This window comes from Pseudomonas sp. DSP3-2-3 (assembly GCF_049898225.1).
Classification (GTDB): Bacteria; Pseudomonadota; Gammaproteobacteria; order Pseudomonadales; family Pseudomonadaceae; genus Aquipseudomonas.
Genome location: NZ_JAFCXH010000001.1, coordinates 19,986 through 36,563, shown reverse-complemented (window position 1 = coordinate 36,563; position 16,578 = coordinate 19,986). Strand labels below are relative to the sequence as shown.

16 protein-coding genes are annotated in these 16,578 nt (G+C 59.9%); 14 read left to right on the top strand and 2 right to left on the bottom strand.

What is annotated here, in order from left to right:
* Nucleotides 1-14 precede the first annotated feature (14 nt).
* A complete protein-coding gene (locus ACP7E4_RS00165; RefSeq protein ID WP_426110536.1) occupies nt 15-923 on the top strand; it encodes a LysR family transcriptional regulator in 909 nt (302 codons plus the stop codon).
* 70 nt (nt 924-993) lie between these two features.
* Here the strand turns inward: ACP7E4_RS00165 and ACP7E4_RS00160 are convergent, their stop codons facing one another.
* A complete protein-coding gene (locus ACP7E4_RS00160; RefSeq protein WP_426110534.1) occupies nt 994-1,272 on the bottom strand; it encodes a DUF2790 domain-containing protein in 279 nt (92 codons plus the stop codon).
* Between the two features lie 240 nt (nt 1,273-1,512).
* On the opposite strand from ACP7E4_RS00160, the gene ACP7E4_RS00155 reads away from it, so the two are divergent.
* The 10 genes from ACP7E4_RS00155 (at nt 1,513) to ACP7E4_RS00110 (ending at nt 13,562) form a co-directional block, all read left to right on the top strand.
* Entirely contained in the window at nt 1,513-1,905 is a 393-nt protein-coding gene (locus tag ACP7E4_RS00155) for a cupin domain-containing protein (RefSeq protein WP_426111473.1), read from the top strand.
* The gene (locus tag ACP7E4_RS00150; RefSeq protein WP_426110532.1) at nt 1,898-3,397 is read left to right on the top strand and encodes a methionine--tRNA ligase; all 1,500 of its coding nucleotides are present in this window, start codon (nt 1,898-1,900) and stop codon (nt 3,395-3,397) included. Before ACP7E4_RS00155 ends, ACP7E4_RS00150 begins: the two co-directional genes overlap by 8 nt.
* A gap of 14 nt (nt 3,398-3,411) precedes the next feature.
* The gene (locus tag ACP7E4_RS00145; RefSeq protein ID WP_426110531.1) at nt 3,412-4,548 is read left to right on the top strand and encodes an NAD(P)/FAD-dependent oxidoreductase; all 1,137 of its coding nucleotides are present in this window, start codon (nt 3,412-3,414) and stop codon (nt 4,546-4,548) included.
* A complete protein-coding gene (locus ACP7E4_RS00140; protein WP_426110529.1) occupies nt 4,545-5,492 on the top strand; it encodes an ABC transporter substrate-binding protein in 948 nt (315 codons plus the stop codon). Before ACP7E4_RS00145 ends, ACP7E4_RS00140 begins: the two co-directional genes overlap by 4 nt.
* Before the next feature lie 62 nt (nt 5,493-5,554).
* Entirely contained in the window at nt 5,555-6,874 is a 1,320-nt protein-coding gene (locus ACP7E4_RS00135; RefSeq protein WP_426110527.1) for a SidA/IucD/PvdA family monooxygenase, read from the top strand.
* 21 nt (nt 6,875-6,895) lie between these two features.
* Nucleotides 6,896-8,905, top strand: a complete 2,010-nt coding sequence (sbnB, locus tag ACP7E4_RS00130) for a 2,3-diaminopropionate biosynthesis protein SbnB (RefSeq protein WP_426111471.1) — start codon at nt 6,896-6,898, stop codon at nt 8,903-8,905.
* 26 nt (nt 8,906-8,931) lie between these two features.
* Nucleotides 8,932-10,518 carry an FAD/NAD(P)-binding protein gene (locus ACP7E4_RS00125; protein ID WP_426111469.1) on the top strand — a complete coding sequence of 529 codons (1,587 nt, stop codon included), beginning with the start codon at nt 8,932-8,934 and terminating at the stop codon, nt 10,516-10,518.
* A 53-nt stretch (nt 10,519-10,571) separates the two neighbouring features.
* Complete coding sequence (locus ACP7E4_RS00120; protein ID WP_426110525.1) at nt 10,572-11,216, top strand: LysE family transporter; 645 nt, start codon at nt 10,572-10,574, stop codon at nt 11,214-11,216.
* A gap of 39 nt (nt 11,217-11,255) precedes the next feature.
* The gene (locus ACP7E4_RS00115) at nt 11,256-12,410 is read left to right on the top strand and encodes an iron-containing alcohol dehydrogenase (RefSeq protein ID WP_426110523.1); all 1,155 of its coding nucleotides are present in this window, start codon (nt 11,256-11,258) and stop codon (nt 12,408-12,410) included.
* A 3-nt stretch (nt 12,411-12,413) separates the two neighbouring features.
* The gene (locus ACP7E4_RS00110) at nt 12,414-13,562 is read left to right on the top strand and encodes a serine hydrolase domain-containing protein (RefSeq protein WP_426110521.1); all 1,149 of its coding nucleotides are present in this window, start codon (nt 12,414-12,416) and stop codon (nt 13,560-13,562) included.
* A 3-nt stretch (nt 13,563-13,565) separates the two neighbouring features.
* Here the strand turns inward: ACP7E4_RS00110 and ftrA are convergent, their stop codons facing one another.
* Nucleotides 13,566-14,519 (bottom strand): transcriptional regulator FtrA, encoded by a 954-nt coding sequence (gene ftrA / locus ACP7E4_RS00105; protein WP_426110519.1) that lies wholly within the window; start codon nt 14,517-14,519, stop codon nt 13,566-13,568.
* Nucleotides 14,520-14,653: 134 nt separating this feature from the next.
* Here ftrA and ACP7E4_RS00100 point away from each other — a divergent pair, with 134 nt between their 5' ends.
* The 3 genes from ACP7E4_RS00100 (at nt 14,654) to ACP7E4_RS00090 (ending at nt 16,492) form a co-directional block, all read left to right on the top strand.
* Nucleotides 14,654-15,259 (top strand): DJ-1/PfpI family protein, encoded by a 606-nt coding sequence (locus ACP7E4_RS00100; protein WP_426110517.1) that lies wholly within the window; start codon nt 14,654-14,656, stop codon nt 15,257-15,259.
* Between the two features lie 376 nt (nt 15,260-15,635).
* Nucleotides 15,636-15,896, top strand: a complete 261-nt coding sequence (locus tag ACP7E4_RS00095; protein ID WP_426110515.1) for a LysR family transcriptional regulator — start codon at nt 15,636-15,638, stop codon at nt 15,894-15,896.
* 35 nt (nt 15,897-15,931) lie between these two features.
* Complete coding sequence (locus ACP7E4_RS00090) at nt 15,932-16,492, top strand: LysR substrate-binding domain-containing protein (RefSeq protein ID WP_426111467.1); 561 nt, start codon at nt 15,932-15,934, stop codon at nt 16,490-16,492.
* Nucleotides 16,493-16,578 lie beyond the last annotated feature (86 nt).

Genomic DNA, 16,578 nt, shown 5'->3' with positions numbered 1-16,578 from the left:
ATCAGGAGTATCGAATGGATCGTTATACCGAACTGCGCAGCTACGTTCTGGTCGCCACCCGGGGCAGCTTCGCCGCCGCCGCGCTGGTCGACGGTGTGACGCCGGTAATCATGGGTCGGCGTTTGAGTGCGCTGGAGGCGAGGTTGGGGGTGAAGTTGATTCACCGCTCGACGCGCGGCCTGACCCTGACAGAGTTGGGCGAGTCGTATCTGGAAAACGCCAGGGCGCTGCTACGCAACTTCGATGAGCTGGACGCCAGCGTCAGCGAGAATGAAAGCGCAGTGCGCGGGCATCTGGTGGTGTCGGCCCCGGCCGGTTTCGGGCGGCAGCACGTCGCGCCCCATGCGCCGGAATTCCAGGCGCGATTCCCCGAGCTGAACCTGTCGTTCAACCTCACCGATAACGTGATTGATCTGGTGCGAGAGGGCTACGACATGAGCATTCGCATCGGCGAAGTGCTCGATCCCAACTATGTCGCCATCAAGTTGTATGAAAACCAGCGAGTGGTCTGTGGTGCGCCGTCGTATTTTGCCGCCCACGGTTATCCGCAGACCCTCGAAGACCTGACCGATCACAACTGTCTGGCATTCAACCTGCAAGGCGGGCAGCACCGGGGCTGGACGTTTCTACGCGATGGCAAGCAGGTCGCGGTGAAAGTGGCGGGGAATTTGTATTGCAACGATGGTGAGCTGTTATTCGACTGGGCCAAGCGCGGATTGGGATTGAGTTGGCGTTCGGTGTGGGAAATCCAGAATGAGCTGAAAACGGGCGAATTGGTAACCGTGCTGGATGAGTTCGCGTTACCCAACTACGACATTCAAGGCGTGTATCCACAGCAGCATTATCTTCCGGCCAAGGTCAGATTCTTTATCGCGTTTCTCAAAGAAGTTTATAACCGGCCAGGTTATTGGGTTCAGCAATAACGCAATGTAAGAGCCAACTTCGCGAAACCCTGGGCTACGCCAACACGTTGGCTCCTACATACGTGATGCCTCAACCATTCTGGCAACCGCTGCCAGCGCGGGTGTATTCAAGATTGTGGCGAACACCCTGGCTGTCGAGGTAGATCATGTGCGCATCGACCTGGCCGCAAACGTTGTCATTGTTGGGTGTGATTTTGATAACCTTAGCAATATCAAGGTGTTGTGAGTAGTCGTATTGCACGGCAGGGGTTTTTTGCTGTGCTGCGTTATCGGCATTTGGCACCTGGCCGTTAGCCGAGGCGAATACCGAGAATAACGATAAAGCGGCAAACATTGCATAAGTTTTCATGAGTGGCTCCACATATATTGATTAACAAGTCTGCAAAGCTTCAAGGTTGCTTTGCTGTTGGCGTGGATTCTAGGCGCCAATCCAATCGCGCTGAAATGGTGGTTGTCGATATACGTCATCATTGATAGTGATGCCCATTTAAAAAATCGATATGTGATGTGGGTTATATCTATGGATGAGATAGCCGGAAACTATCGCTGGTTGCATGCTGGCGGCCATCTAAAACGTACGGGCCAGACCATGCATAAGTTCGCCATACACCGATCAACCGATTTCACCGGGCTCGTCCATGAGTACGGTCTGGACGGCAGCCGTCTGTTGCCGTGGCAGGGCTATCCGATGCCATTTGCCGGAGGCTGGTGCGTGGTGCGCCCCGGTACGCGCAGTGAGCCGCACACGCAGATCGATCAGGAGCTCTTCATCGCCATCAAAGGCCGCGCCCGGTTGATCGTCGGCGAGCGTGAAATGGAGTTCGGCGTTGGCGATATCGCGGCAATTCCGAAACATACCACTCACTACATCATTAATGACTCGGACGAGGACTTTCATTTCTACGTCATCTGGTGGGACATGAATTACGTCAACGGCTTCGTTGCCCAGCACGATGAAACAACGGGGTGTCTGGATGACTAAGTACATCGTCACCATCACGCCGCCAACGCCCAACGGCGACCTGCACATCGGACATATCGCCGGCCCCTTTCTCGCCGCCGATGTTTTCACCCGCGTGCAGCGCCAGCGCGGTCATGAGTGCGTGATGGTTTCCTACTCCGACGACTATCAGTCGTACATGTTGCGCAAAAGCCTGGAGCAGGGCGTCGAACCAATGCTGTTGGCCAGGCGCAATTCAGACCGGATTCAAGCGTCGCTGGCCGCGATCAATATTCAGCCGGACAACTGGCTGCGGCCTTTCCAGAACGTATTTTTTGCGGACGCTGTGCGCGAAGTGTTCGATAAGGCCCGAAATGCCGGGGTTATCGAGTTTCGCGATTCCCAGGAAGCTTATTGCCCGGACTGCGCGGTCTGGGGCTACGAGGCATTCGCCCGGGGCCAGTGCAACTACTGTGGCATGGAGTCCGACGCCAGCCAGTGCGAGAACTGCGCCCAGGCCCCCGACGCGCAATACATGACCGATCTGCGCTGCAAGCTGTGCAGCCAGCCTGTCCAGTGGCGAAACGCCCATCGGGGTTTTCTCAAGCTGGCGCAGTTGAAACCGGCGTTGCGCGACGCGCTGCTCAATCGGCAATGGCGCCAGCCGCTGGATGCCTGGCTGCTCGATACCCTTGAGCACCTTCATGACTGGGGTGTGACACGCCCCGGCGATGCCGGGCTGGATCTCGCCGCCGATGGCTCTTGCCGGATTCATACCTGGTTCATGGGCCTGGCCGGGTACATGGCGGCCTTTCGCGAATATGCCGCGCAAGCGGGCAAGCCAGAGCTGTATCAACAGTATTGGCAATCGGGGCAGGGCACGCTGGTGCACTTTCTCGGTTTCGATTGCGTGTTCAGTCACGCCATTGTTTATCCGGCGCTGCTTTCGACGATGGACGACGTGCGCGTCAGCCAACACTTTGTGCCCAATCAATTCCTCAAGCTGGACGGCCTGAACCTGTCGACCAGTCGCGATCACGCCATCTGGGTCGCGGACCTGGCGCGTCAGGCCTGCGCCGACAGCGCACGCTTGTATCTGGCCAGCATCGCCCCGGAAGAAAGCGAAGGCGATTTCCGCTTACAGCAATTCCTGGCGTGGCGCGAAGAGCTGTTCGCCGAGTTCTTTCCGGCCTTGCTCAGTGTCGGCGCGCAAGGTGGCGACAGTTGGTGGAGCGGCATGTGCGGCCAGGACGCCGCGTTGCTCGAAGCGCTGCGCCTGCAATGGCTAAACGCCTCGCAGCCAGATCGATTCTCCATGAAAGACATGGCCTCGGTGCTGCTCGGCGTAATCGCCATCACTCGAACGCGTCTGGCCGAAGGTCGAGCGGTCAGCCATTTCGCCGCGTTCATCGCCGTCATTGGCCTGGCGCTGATCCCGGACACCGCGCAGCGCATCGCCGAGGCGTTTTCGCTGCAGATGGATCGGGTCAACGCGACGATTCTCAATGGCTGCGCAGCCGATTACTCCATCTGACAGGCTCGAACACAATGTTCATGGATTACGAAGTCGCCGTCATCGGTGCCGGCATTGTCGGCGCGAGTATCGCGGCCAGGCTGTGCAGCGCCGGAATTTCCGTAGCGTTGATTGACAAGGACGGCAGCGCAACGAGCGGTGCCAGTGCGTTATCCGGTGGGCTGGTGCGTTTGTACGACCCGGATCCGCTGCTGATGGAGTTGGCCGCATATTCCATTGGTGTGATGCGCGAGGGAATTTTCGCCGCCACTTATTCCCGAGCATTGCGCCGTAGCGGCGTGCTGTATCGAGCTGCGCCGGACCAGCAGGACAGGATTTCCCGGGCCATTGAACAACACGCCACCGCTCAGTACCCGATGCGTCTGGTCGCCAGTGACGAGCTCAATGGTGTGCATTTCCCCCGTTGCCCGAGCGCGGAGCGGGTGAATCTGTATGAACCTCAGGCGAGCATTGGCAATGTACGTCTGGCGACCACGTTGCTGGCCAATTCAGTGCGGCAAGACGGTTTGTTGCTGGAGCATTGCGAGGTCAAAGCCATTGAGTGTCGCTCTCGGCATGAAGCACGCGTTGATCTGGGCACAGCCACTTTGCGTTGTCGGGCGGTAGTGGTGGCAGCAGGCGCCTGGACTCGGCGTCTGCTGCCAAACCTCCCCCTGCATACCCGGTCGATTCCGTTGGCGCGGGTGGTCACCGGCACCGATTGCCGCATGCCGATCATCGACAGCGAAACCCAGGCGTATGCCCTTCCGCTGACGCGCCATCTGGTGCAAGCCGGATGTGCACTCCGGGAGGCGGGGGAGTTTCCTGAAGACTTAGGGTTGCCCGATGTGGGCAATCAGCAAAACGCACGGGAACGCGTGCAACAGCTGCTCGACGCCACTGACTCGGTGGTGCTCGACGTACTGCCGGGGTTCGATAGCTACAGCCCGGACGGCAGACCGCTGGTGGGTTTTTGCGACGAGCAAAGCCCGGTTTATCTGGCGACGGGTTTGTGCGGCCTCGGCTTCAAACTGGCGCCGGGGATCGCGCAGATTGCCTTCGAGCAGCTCCAGTGTCACTTGCAAGGGCAGCAGGCAACTTCAGGCTGGGCGGCATTTTCACCGGCTCGCACGATGAGCTGCGCGGGCAGCCTGTCGAGTGTGCAGCCATGAGCCGGTTAAAGGTCGGCGTCAGCGCGTTATTCGATCCGGCGGACACGCCGCATGCCCGAACCTTCCTGCGGGCGATGACCGTGGCCCGCAACGGCATACCGGGTTTTGACCGGGTGCACTGGCAGTTTTGCGATGACGGCGCGAATCCCGCATGCGCAGGGCAAGTGGCACGGCAGATGGTCGCCGCCAAAGTGGATCTGGTTATCGGCCACTTTTCCTCCGACGCGGCAATGGTGGCTGCGGGTATCTATCGGCAGGTCGGCATCGCGTTACTGACCCCCGCAGCCACTATCGACTGCCTGACCCAGGACCACCCCAATGTATTTCGCTTTTGCCCTGCGGACCGGCATCTGGCGAACGATCTGGTTACCTGGCTCAGGTACAGGAAATGGACCTGCGTCCATATCGACGCTGATCCCAGCGCCCATGGCCAGGCGCTGGCCAAGGTCATTGCTCAGGCTGCCAGCGATTGCGGGATACGTCGCACAGTCGATCGCGAACAGGCGCAGGTGGAAGTGTTCGCCGGGCGTCTGGCCAACAGTCGCGAGCACTGGCATGCACGCCGCCGCAGCGGTAGCCGACGGCCACTGGTGCTCACCGACGACGCCGCTTCGCCGTATCTGGGCAACGCCGCAGCACACGACGCGAACATCTACGTCATCGGTTTCGGCGCGGTTGCGTCAACGGCCAACGAATCCGTCGCTCACCGCGTGCAATTCGGCGCCGAACCCGAAACGTATTTTCGCGAAAGCCTGCTGATGTTTCACGTATTGGCCCGGTTGGCCCAGCGCTCATGGCGACCGACTGAACTGCTGCATGCCTTGAACCACGAAACGTTCGCGACGCCGCTGGGCGCGGTCAGTTTCGATCATGGCGAGTGTCGAGGTGCTTGCACGCGCCTTTGGCAGGTGGGCATCGCGGGGCTGATGCCCATCGCCGACTGACCTGGCTCTGATATTTCGATCACAGCTCCAACACAACTTCAACTCAATGGATGGGTACTTTTATGCTGGATTCACCCGTTGGCGTCGTTCACGCAGACGCCCTTTGTATTGGCTTCGGACCCGCAGGCATCGCGCTGTCCTGTGTTTTCGCCGACGCCCAGGAAGTGGACGCGCCGTTGGCGAAGCTGTCCGTACGCTATCTGGAAGCCGCGCACGATACCCAGTGGCACAGGGAGCTTCTGCTGGCCGGCACCGACATCAATCACCACGTTTTTCGCGATCTGGTGACGCCGCGCAATCCCCGCAGCCGGTTCTCTTTTGCGATGTACCTGAAAACGCGCGGGCGCCTGTTCGACTTCGGCTTGCTCGGTCGCCCGGCCAGCCGCCATGAATGGTCGGATTACGTCAGCTGGGTGGCGCAACAGGTCAACGGCCACACCCATTTCAACGCGCCGGTGAGTGAAATCCTGCCGATCATTCGCGATGGCCGCCTTAGCCAGGTTCGTATCGAAACTGCGCAGGGCAGCTTCGTGACCCGCAATGTCGTGCTGTCGAGCGGCACCGCGCCACGAGTGCCGGAGCAGTTTCAGGCGCTGCTCGGGCCAACGCTCTTTCATACCTCGCAGTTCCTGACGCGCCTGCAAGCCTTTGGTCAGGCAATGCCCAAACGCTGGATGGTGATCGGTTCGGGGCAAAGCGCCAGTGAATCGGTGCTGGAACTGACTGGACGGGACAGCGCCATCCAGGTGCATTCCGTGCATCGCTCGGCGGGTTTCAAGCTGACCCAATTGGGGCAATTTCCCAACCGGGTGTTCGCCCCGGACCACGTGGATTACTTCCACAGTCTCGATGCTGCGGCCCGGCAGCAATTCCTCGACTGGAGCCGCTCCACCAATTACGCCGGAATTGACCCGGATGAAAGTCAGAAGCTGTTCTCACTGATGTACGAAGACTCCATCACCGGCCGTCAGCGTCTGCAAACCTACGGCTATCGCGCCATCACTGAGGTCGAGCACTGCGAAGCGGGTTATCGCGTGACCCTGACCGATACCTTCAGCCAGCGAAGCGAAGTGCTGGAAGTCGACGTCATCGTCCTCGGCACCGGGTATCAGCAGTACCTGATGCCGCCGCTGTTGAGCAACCTGCAACCCTGGCTCAAGGCCGACGTGGACGACGGGTTGGTCATTGATCGTGATTACAACGTCGCCACTCAGGGCGATTGCGACGTGAGGGTGTGGGTCAACGGCCTCTCCGAACGCAGCCACGGCATCAGCGACAGCCAGTCATTTTCGCTCATGGCCTTGCGCGCCGAGCGTATCGCCGATGGCCTGCAACAGGCTGTCCGGGCACAAAACCACCCTCAACCTGCGCGGGCTCAGTGAGTGATCGCCATGGACGAAAGCATGTACGAAAACATCTCCGATATCGTTCACGACCGGGCCTTTCTCAAAGTCGCCGGACTGGGACACGAGTTTTTCCTGAAGATGGAGTCTCTGAATCCGGCGGGCTCGATCAAGCTCAAGACCGCAGTCGGCCTGATCGATGATTTGCAGGGCAGGGGGCTGATCACGGCGGACACCCGGCTGATCGAATCGTCATCCGGCAACCTCGGCGTGGCGCTGGCGATGATCTGCGCCGAGCGTGGCATCAGGTTCACCTGCGTGGTCGATCCCAATAGTTCCGATCACAACATCCGCATGATGCGCTGTTATGGCGCCGACGTTATCCAGGTGGACGAGCCGGACGCCAACGGCGGATTTCTCGGCACGCGCATCGCGCTGATCCGTCGCATGCTCAGCGCCAATCCACAGCTGGTCTGGCTCAATCAATACGAAAACGCCGCCAATCCGCGTGTCCATGCACGCACCACGGCGCGTTCCATTGCCCAGTGTTTCGGGCATGTCGATTATCTGTTCGTGGGTGCAGGAACCACCGGTACGCTGATGGGGTGTGTGCAGTATTTCCAGAAGCATCACCCTACCACCACGATCATTGCCGTTGATAGCGTGGGCTCGGTGACATTCGACATGCCTCCCAGTCGCCGCTTCATCCCCGGTTTGGGCACCAGTCAGCGGCCGCCGATTTTCACCGCCGAAGGCATTGATTATCTGGAGATGGTTCCGGAAGCACGCACCGTTGCAATGTGTCGCCTGCTGGCGCGCAATAAAGGGCTTTTGGTCGGCGGTTCTACGGCGACGGTAATCGCTGCTGTGCATGCGTGGCGCGAGCGTATCGAGCCGGGTTCAGTGGTGGTGGCCTTGTCGCCGGATTGGGGCGAGCGCTATCTCGACACCCTGTATGACGATCAATGGGTCGAGCAGCGCTTTGGCAAAGATGTGTTGCAGATGAAACTGGATGACCTGCACATCGAACCCGCCTGGACCACTGACCTGCGAACGGCGCGTAGCAAGCAGGCGCCGTTCCATGTGGTGGATGGCAAGGTAGTTGCGCAGATTCTGGCGGATGATCCTTGCGCCTGCATAGCGGATGTCGAACGCGCCTATCTGGAGCACGAAGCCGGGCGCTCGATCAATCCGGACAGCTACTTCTTGCGGTTCCCCGGGGCACCTGCGAACCGGATCATTGCTTTGCCCGCCAGCGTCTCGGGCGCCCAGCAGGTCAGTGGCATCAAGTGGATTTCCAGTTTCCCGGGCAATGTCGAATCTGGCCTGCAGCGGGCGTCGGCGGTGCTTATCCTCAATCGGCCGGACACCGGTTACGCCTACGCCTGCCTTGAGGCTTCGCGAATCAGCGCAATGCGCACAGCTGCGTCGGCGGTATTGGCGGCGCGCTGGCTGAACCGGCAACAACGTAAGGTCAACCGCCTGGCCATCGTCGGTGCCGGGTTTATCTCCCGGACCATCCTCGACCTGTTCGTCAGCGATGGCTGGGAGATTGGCAACGTGCAGGTTTGCGATCTGCATGCCGAATCGGCGGACGCGCTGTTGCTGCATGTCTCCGCGCAGCATCAGTTACCTGCCCAGCGGGTTGAACTGCAAGAGGCCTTGCTCGCCGATATCGTGCTGTTCGCGACCACCGCACCAACGCCTTATGTGCTGCAGCACAGGTTTCGCCCGGAACAGCTCGTGCTGAATATTTCCCTGCGTGATCTGGGGCCGGAGATCATTGCCCAGGCCAATAACGTGCTGGATGACATCGAGCATTGCCTGAAGGCCCAGACCTCGCCGCACCTGGCCGTGCAGCAGCATGAGGATCGCTCGTTCATTACTGGCACCCTTGCGCAATTGATGCTCGGCCAGGTGGAACTCAGTCCTGATCGGGCGACGATTTTTTCGCCCTTTGGCCTTGGCGTGCTGGATCTGGCGGTGGGCAAGCGGGTCTACGACACGGCTATCGCCCAAGGTAAGGCGTTGCCGATTGCGGACTTCTTCTTTGAGTCGAATCGCTGGTGAGCGCCCATCGTGTGGCAATCGTCGGCATGGGTTCCCGAGGCCTGAGCATCCTGGAACAGCTGATGGGTCTGGCGCAGAGAAACCCGGAGCGGCCCCTGCTGATCGAGGTCTTTGACCCGCAGACACCGGGCAGCGGGCTGCATCTGCCCGAGCAAGCGGATTATTTGATGCTCAACACCATGGCCGGGCAGATTTCGGCTTTCTCTGCCGCGTTTCCCGCGACGCTGCCGAATGAGCCCGCAGGCCTGACATTCCTGCAATGGTGCGCGGCTCAAGACGTGCGACTTGATGAGCGCGGGCATCTCGACGCGCAGGGCAGACCTGTCGAATTTGGCGACTTCGTGCCGCGTCGCTTGCTCGGGCGCTATTTGCGTGACAGCTACCGCTACTTGCTTGAGTTGTGCCCGGCCCATGTCCAGCTGCGCCATCACCCGGAATTGATCGTCGGTTGCTGCCCGAGAGCAGGGGAGTCCGGTTTCCTGCTGACCTGCAGCGGCGGGCAGCAGCTAGTTGTCGATGGGGTGTTCTTGACCACCGGCCATGCACCGCGCCGACTTGATTCTGTGACTGGAAAACGGGTAGCCATCGAAGGCCTGGGCCTGACGGCGATGGACACTCTGGCAGAGCTGACGCAGGGACGCGGCGGCCATTATGTGCGTGACAACAGCCTCAGCGGCTGGCGGTATCTGCCTTCGGGCCGCGAGCCACAGATTTATCTGTTTTCGCGTACCGGCCTGCCGTTTCATGCGCGGCCCCAGTGGCAGCCTGATCAACTTGCGCCGCAACCACCAACGTTTTTTTCCCCTGCGGCAATCCGTTCCTTAAGACGGGAAAGCGTCGATGGGCGTCTGGATTTCGTCAGCCAGGTGCTGCCATTGATCGAAGACGAGATGCGCGCGAGGTGCGGATCGTTTGATCCCCAAGCCTATTTGCGCATTGGCCAATGGCAAGGCGAGTCCGGCGCTTATGAGCAATGGTTCCGCCAATGGATCGAGGCCGATTTGCTGCGCAGCCGCCTGGGCAGGGCCGCGAGCCCACTGACGCAAGCGCTGGAAGTGTGGCGCGATTGTCGCGATGTGTTGCGTCTGGCGGTGGATCACAACGGGCTGACTAATACCTCGACCCAAGCGTTTTATCGCGTCTGGGCGGCGCTTGGCAATCGGCTGGTGGGCGGTCCGCAGCAAGAACGCTATGAAGATTTGCTGGCGCTGATGGACGCCGGGATCGTCAGGCTGCTTTCGCCCATGCAAATCAATGGGCCCGATGCTCAGTTCGATGCGGTGATCAAGGCGCGGACGGCACACAGCGGCCTGTCGGGCAGCCGGTCGGCGGTGCTTGCTGATTTGCTCAAGCAGGGATTAGTGCGCCCGGCCCACCCGTATCCGGCCGACGGCATCGAAGTCGACCGGCAAAACCGCGCCGTCGGTAGCAACGGCCAGGTCCAGCCGCGCCTTTGGGTTCTGGGGCCGGCCGTAGAGGGCAGCACGTTCTACAACCATTACGTGCCGACACCCGATCCCGCCTGCCGGGCACTGCTGCAAGCGCGCAGCGCCGTTGAGTCGTGCCTTGCTGCATTGGAGGTCGACGTCGCCTTCGAACAATTCACCACCTGACTGAATTCCCGTACCGCAACCACCTTAACCACTTACTCGAAAGGATCATCTCTATGTCCGAGATCACTTTGCTGCTGGCGCTCGCCGGAGCGTTCATCGTCTTGATTATCAGTCCCGGCCCGAACTTCCTGGTCATCACCCAACTGTCGTTCAGTCAGTCCCGGCAACAGGGGATTTGCGCCGGCCTTGGCGTTGCTTCGGGCAGCATCATCTGGGCATTGCTCGCGGCGACAGGTCTGGGCCTGATGTTTCAGCAGTTGCCCTGGCTGCAACCGGCCTTGCAGCTGCTTGGCGGCGTTTATCTAACCTGGCTGGGCAGCAAAAGCCTGCGCAATGCCGGTAGCCAGCCCGCGCCACGCAATATCGCGGCGCTGGGCATTGGCAGCCTGCGTCGGGCCTATCACTTCGGCCTGCTGACCAATCTGACCAACCCCAAGGCACTGGCGTTCTACACCAGCGTATTCACCACCGTTACCACACCGGGTCTGCCGATGTGGGTGCGCACGGCCGGGGTATCGATCATCGCCGTGCTGGCGATTTCCTGGTTTGTCTTACTGGCGACGCTGTTTTCGATTCCGGCTGTGCAACAGCGCTATCAGCGCATGAAAAAGGCCATCGACATCATTACCGGTCTGTTCATGATCGCGTTCGGTTTGCGCCTGCTGATCGGTCTGTTGCCTGCCGGCCTTATTGGCTGATTCAAGTGACTTCATTCAACTGATTCAAGGATTGCAACCATGCACAGTAATGACTGGAATTACCCGACCTCCATTCGCGTCGGCGCAGGGCGGGTCAGCGAACTGGCCCAGGCGTGCCAGAGCGTCGGCATGCACCGGCCGCTGTTGGTCACCGACCGGTTTCTGGGGACCACCGACATGATTCAAAGCGCGTTGGCTGACTGCCGCGCAACCCTGGGTGATTGTGGTTTTTTCGACCAGGTCAAAGGCAACCCGACCGGAGGCAACGTTGCCGATGGTTTGGCGGTTTACCAGGACGGCACCTACGACGGTGTCATCGCATTCGGCGGCGGATCAGCGCTGGATGCCGCCAAGGCGATTGCCTTGATGTCCGGGCAGAACCGTCCACTGTGGGATTTCGAGGACATTGGCCAGAACCATTTGCGCGCCGATCCAGCGGGTATCGCGCCGATCATTGCCTTGCCGACCACGGCGGGCACTGGTTCCGAGGTGGGCCGAGCGTCGGTGATCACTGATGAAGAGGCGCGGGTCAAGCGCACCATCCTGCATAGCCGGATGATGCCGAGGATTGCGATTCTCGACGCCAATCTGACCCTGGGCTTGCCGCCACATCTAACGGCGGCCACCGGCATTGATGCGTTGACGCATTGTATGGAAGCTTATTGCTCGCCGGTTTATCACCCCATGGCCGAGGCGGTGGCAGTCAAAGGTATGCAGCTGATCAAGCGGTTCCTGCCGCTGGCGGTCGCGGATGGAGCAGACCTGCATGCGCGCCAGGAAATGCTCGTGGCTTCAAGCCTTGGCGCCGTGGCATTCCAGCGCGGCCTGGGCGGCGTGCATGCCATCGCCCAGAGCTTGGGCGCGCTTTACGATCAGCATCACGGCCTGCTCAATGCGATCCTGCTGCCTTATGTGTTGCAGGCCAATCAGGCAGTGCTTGGCCCGCAGATGCAGGCGCTATCGATTGCGCTTGATTTGCCGAAACCGGGATTTGCTGGTGTGCTGGATTGGGTTCTGGCCTTGCGCGAGCAGATCGGCATTCCCCACGCCTTGAGTGCGCTGGGCATTGATGGCCGAGATGCAGAGCTGGTTGGGCGAATGTCGTTTTCCGATGGCTGTTCGCACACCAATCCGATACGGCATTCAGCGCAGACTTACGCCGGGATTTTTTGCCGTGCTGTCGCGGGCGACTGACCGATGCCGAGGATCAAGGCTGCGAGGATCAAGCGACTTTCCACGGTCTGGCAGGAGTTTGTCGAATCGGGACGCATCGTTGGCGGGATGTTACTGGTCGCCGAGCAGGGCGAACTGCGCTTCGCTTCAGCGCGGGGCTGGGCAGATCGGGAACACAGGCGACGGGTGACACCACACACGCAGTTTCGCCTGGCGTCACTGACCAAGCTGCTGACCTCGGTGGTAGCGTTACGGCTTTGTGAATCAGGGCGGTTATCGCTGGATGAACCGATCACCCGTTGGCTTGTGGACTTTCGACCACGCCTGGCCGATGGCGCAAAAGCGACCATCACCTTGCGCCATTTGCTTACGCACACGGCAGGGTTGTCTTACGGATTTGAGCAACCCGTTGGGAACGCCTATGAACGGGCAAGGGTGTCGGACGGGCTGGATCATGTTGATTTTGACCTGCAACATAACCTGACCCGCCTGGCTGGCGTGCCATTGTTGTTCGCGCCCGGCGAGGCCTGGGGTTATTCCCTGGCGACGGATGTGGTCGGCGCGATGATCGAGCAAGCCAGCGGCGTGCCACTCCCGCAAGCCATTGAACGCTGGGTGACGCAGCCGTTAGCGATGAATGCGACCGGTTTCGTTGCCAGCGATGATCATTCGTTGGCCGTTGCTTATCGGGACGCAGCGGGTGGGCCGATCCGCATTGAAGGTGCTGATGTGCTGAAACTGGACAGTGGCGAAGCACGGCTGTCATCAACGCGCGTGGCAGACCCACAGGCTTATCCATCCGCAGGAGCGGGCATGATCGGCACTGCTGCGGATTATCTGAAGTTGTTGGAATGCCTGCGCGAAGGCGGCGCGCCGTTATTGCGTCCAGCCAGCACCGCCAGCCTGCTGAGCAATGCCATTGGCGACCTGCCAATCAGTAACAGGGGGCCGGGATGGAAGTTTGGTCTGGGCCCAATGCTGCTGACCGATCCCAAACTGGCAAAACACAAGCAGGCGCCTGGAACCTGGTCGTGGTGCGGATTGTACGGCTGTCACTATTGGGTCGATCCCGGCGCGGGTATCAGCCTGGTCGCGCTGACCAATACCGCAGTAACCGGCGCCTGGGGTGTGTTTGCCGATGCACTTGTCGATGCGCTGTACGGCGAAGGCTAAACCTCAGACCCTGGCGAACTGCTTGCGATAGCTGCTGGGACTGACGCCAACCAGATTGCGAAAGTGCCGACGAAACGATTCCTCTGAACCGAAACCGGCAACGTCCACCAGTTCGGCCAAACGCATGTTGGAAGACTCCAGCAGCTCCTTGGCGTAGGCGATTCGTTCGCCCAGAATCCAGTCATACGGTGTCAAACCGGTGCTTTCCATGAAGGTTCGGTGCAGCGTGCGCGTACTGATGGCTGCTCGATCCGCCATTTCCTTGATGCTGTGGGCGTGTTTGAGATCGCCGCGAATCCAGTCCATCAGGTTCGATATCGGCCCGTCGCTGGCCGACACCAACTGGCGTGACGCGTATTGCGACTGTCCGCCTTCACGATGGGGTGGAATCACCATGCGCTGCGCGACCATGTTCGCCACCCGGGCACCGTGATCGGTGCGTACCAGGTGCAACATCATGTCCAGACCCGCCGCCGAGCCGGCCGCCGTCACGATCTGGCCTTGATCGACATACAGCTCATTGGGCTGGATGGTCAGTTCGGGGTACATGCTGGCCAGCATGTCGGTATAGCGCCAGTGCGTGGTGACCCGCTTGCCCTGCAGCAATCCGGCGGCCGCCAGCACGAACGCGCCGGTGCAGATCGAACAGATCCGCGCGCCCCGCGCATGCGCAGCCTGCAATTGAGCGATCAACTTGGGCGGTACTTCGCAGTCCACGCCACGCCAGCCCGGAACGATGATGGTATCGGCGTTTTCCAGCAGCACTTCGCCCGGCGTTGGCACGATAGTGATGCCCCCGGCAGCGGTGATCGCGCCTTCATCCACCGAGAAGGTTGCGAACTCGTACCAGGTCACACCCAGCTCGGGCCTTTTCAAGGCAAACACTTCCACCGTGCAGCCAAATTCGAAGGTGCACAGCTGGTTGTAGATAAGCGCGACGACAAGATGATTTTTCATGGCGCGATGTTACCGGATATTGGCATTTCCGACAGTAGTTGAGTGCAAATGGACTGGTTAATCTGAGTGTTGCAATCAGGCCAAAACCTGACCCTTTGATCAAGGTCGCGCAAGCCGCCCGGGAGTCCATTTCCGTGACAATCAACATCGGTATCTACGTCTACGACGACGTTGAAGTCCTCGACTTCGCAGGTCCTTACGAAGTATTCACCACCGCCGCCCGCATGCACCAGCGCAATAGCCGTGACGAACGCCCGCTGTTCACGGTGTTTACCATAGGCCGTACTTTGTCGCCGGTCCGGGCTCGTGCAGGTTTGAAAGTCGATCCCGATTACACCATCAATGATCATCCGGTCATGGATTGCCTGGTAGTACCGGGCGGGGTGATCACCTCCGAAATGGAAAAACCTGACGTAATCCGCTGGATCAGCGGTCAGGCAGCGCCGGAACGGGTGATCGCCGCCGTCTGCACCGGTGCGTTCCTGGTGGCCAAGACCGGCAAGCTGGCTGGCAAGCAGGTCACCACGCACTGGGAAGACATCAACGACCTCAAGGAAATGTTCCCGGCCGTGGATGTGCTCAGCACGTTGCGCTGGGTCGATGAAGGTGCGTTCGTGACCTCTGCGGGCATTTCGGCCGGTATCGACATGAGCCTGCACATGGTCGAGCGCATGCACAGCCGCGAGTTGGCGGAGCGTACCGCCTTGCAGCTGGACTTCGACTGGACTGAAAACGACTGATTGATTCAGTCATTGATCTACAGGGCTGACAGGGACCGCCAGCCTGTGGATTGACCGGGGCAACCTCACCCGACGAATTCATAACCTCCGATCAGCCTTACGTTTCCCACCGTTTTTTCGGAAAGTGCCGGTATGAATGCTTGCCGCCGCTGACAGCCGTACCGCGTTCGCCGCGCGTTCAATAGCGCTGGTACCGAACAAGGCGATCTGTCAGCCGTGTTGTCACGCGCGCAAGTCTCTCCTGATAAATCCCCGACCTGCCGAAACAAAGACAGTCCGCCGTTCCTTTCTGGCGGCGCCTGGCGGCTGGAAACGTGACCTGCGCCTCGTGCAATCGCGCCCGCGCCAACCATCGCTCACGCCAGAGTTCAGGAAAATGAAAACCCACTTCTTCAAAGTCGTCCAGACCGTCGCCTTGCAGGGATCTTTTTCGGAGGCCGCCGCCATTCTGGGTTGCAGCCAATCGAACATCAGTTATGCCATCAAGGAAGTTGAGGCGTTCTTCAACAAGCGTCTGTTCATACGCAGCCGCACCGGCTGCACGCTGACTCCGGACGGACAAGTCATCACTCGCACTCTGGACATGATGCTGGCGACCCTTGAGCAACTAAAAAAAATGAGATCAATGGTCGCGTAACGGTTCACTATTTCACCCACATTCAAGAAACCACACTGGCGGAGTGCATGGCCGCGTTGGGCAAATTCCACCCGCAGGTCTCACTGTCTGCGGTGCATGGCAGCGAGCAAAACCCTTCGCTGGACTATTTGAAACGCGACGTGGCTGACATCGTGATCATGCCGAGCACCATTCTCGACGACCATTATCTGGAACATCTGCATTGGTTCGACACCTACGTATTGGTGACCGCGAAACACCCACCCGGCGTTCAGCCGACCTTTGCTCAGCTGGCCGAGACCGTGCGTTATGTGGCCTGGCGGCATGCGGGTGTCGAGGCGCTGCACACTCAGTTGAATAACGCCCAGGTCCGTCTCAGCCATCGTGGCGAACTCAGCTGCGTAGAAACGCTGCTGGATCTGGTCAAAAAAGGCCAATGCATGTCGATCCTGCCCCGCACGCTACTGCCGCTCAACGATGGCAGTTTTGATTGCCTGCCGCTGCCCGTGACAGTCGAGCGGCGGATCAGCGTCATTGCCCGGCCTGTCTCGCTGATGTCCAACGCGGCGAACGCGGTAATGGATGCGCTGAGGCAAGCCACGCGCCCGGCGGGTTGAAAACTAAAATGCAACGTTTGGCGCTGACGAGGCTCATAGCAATAGGTATTTGGAAGCAGAATCGGCGTTTCGGCTCGGTTCACTTG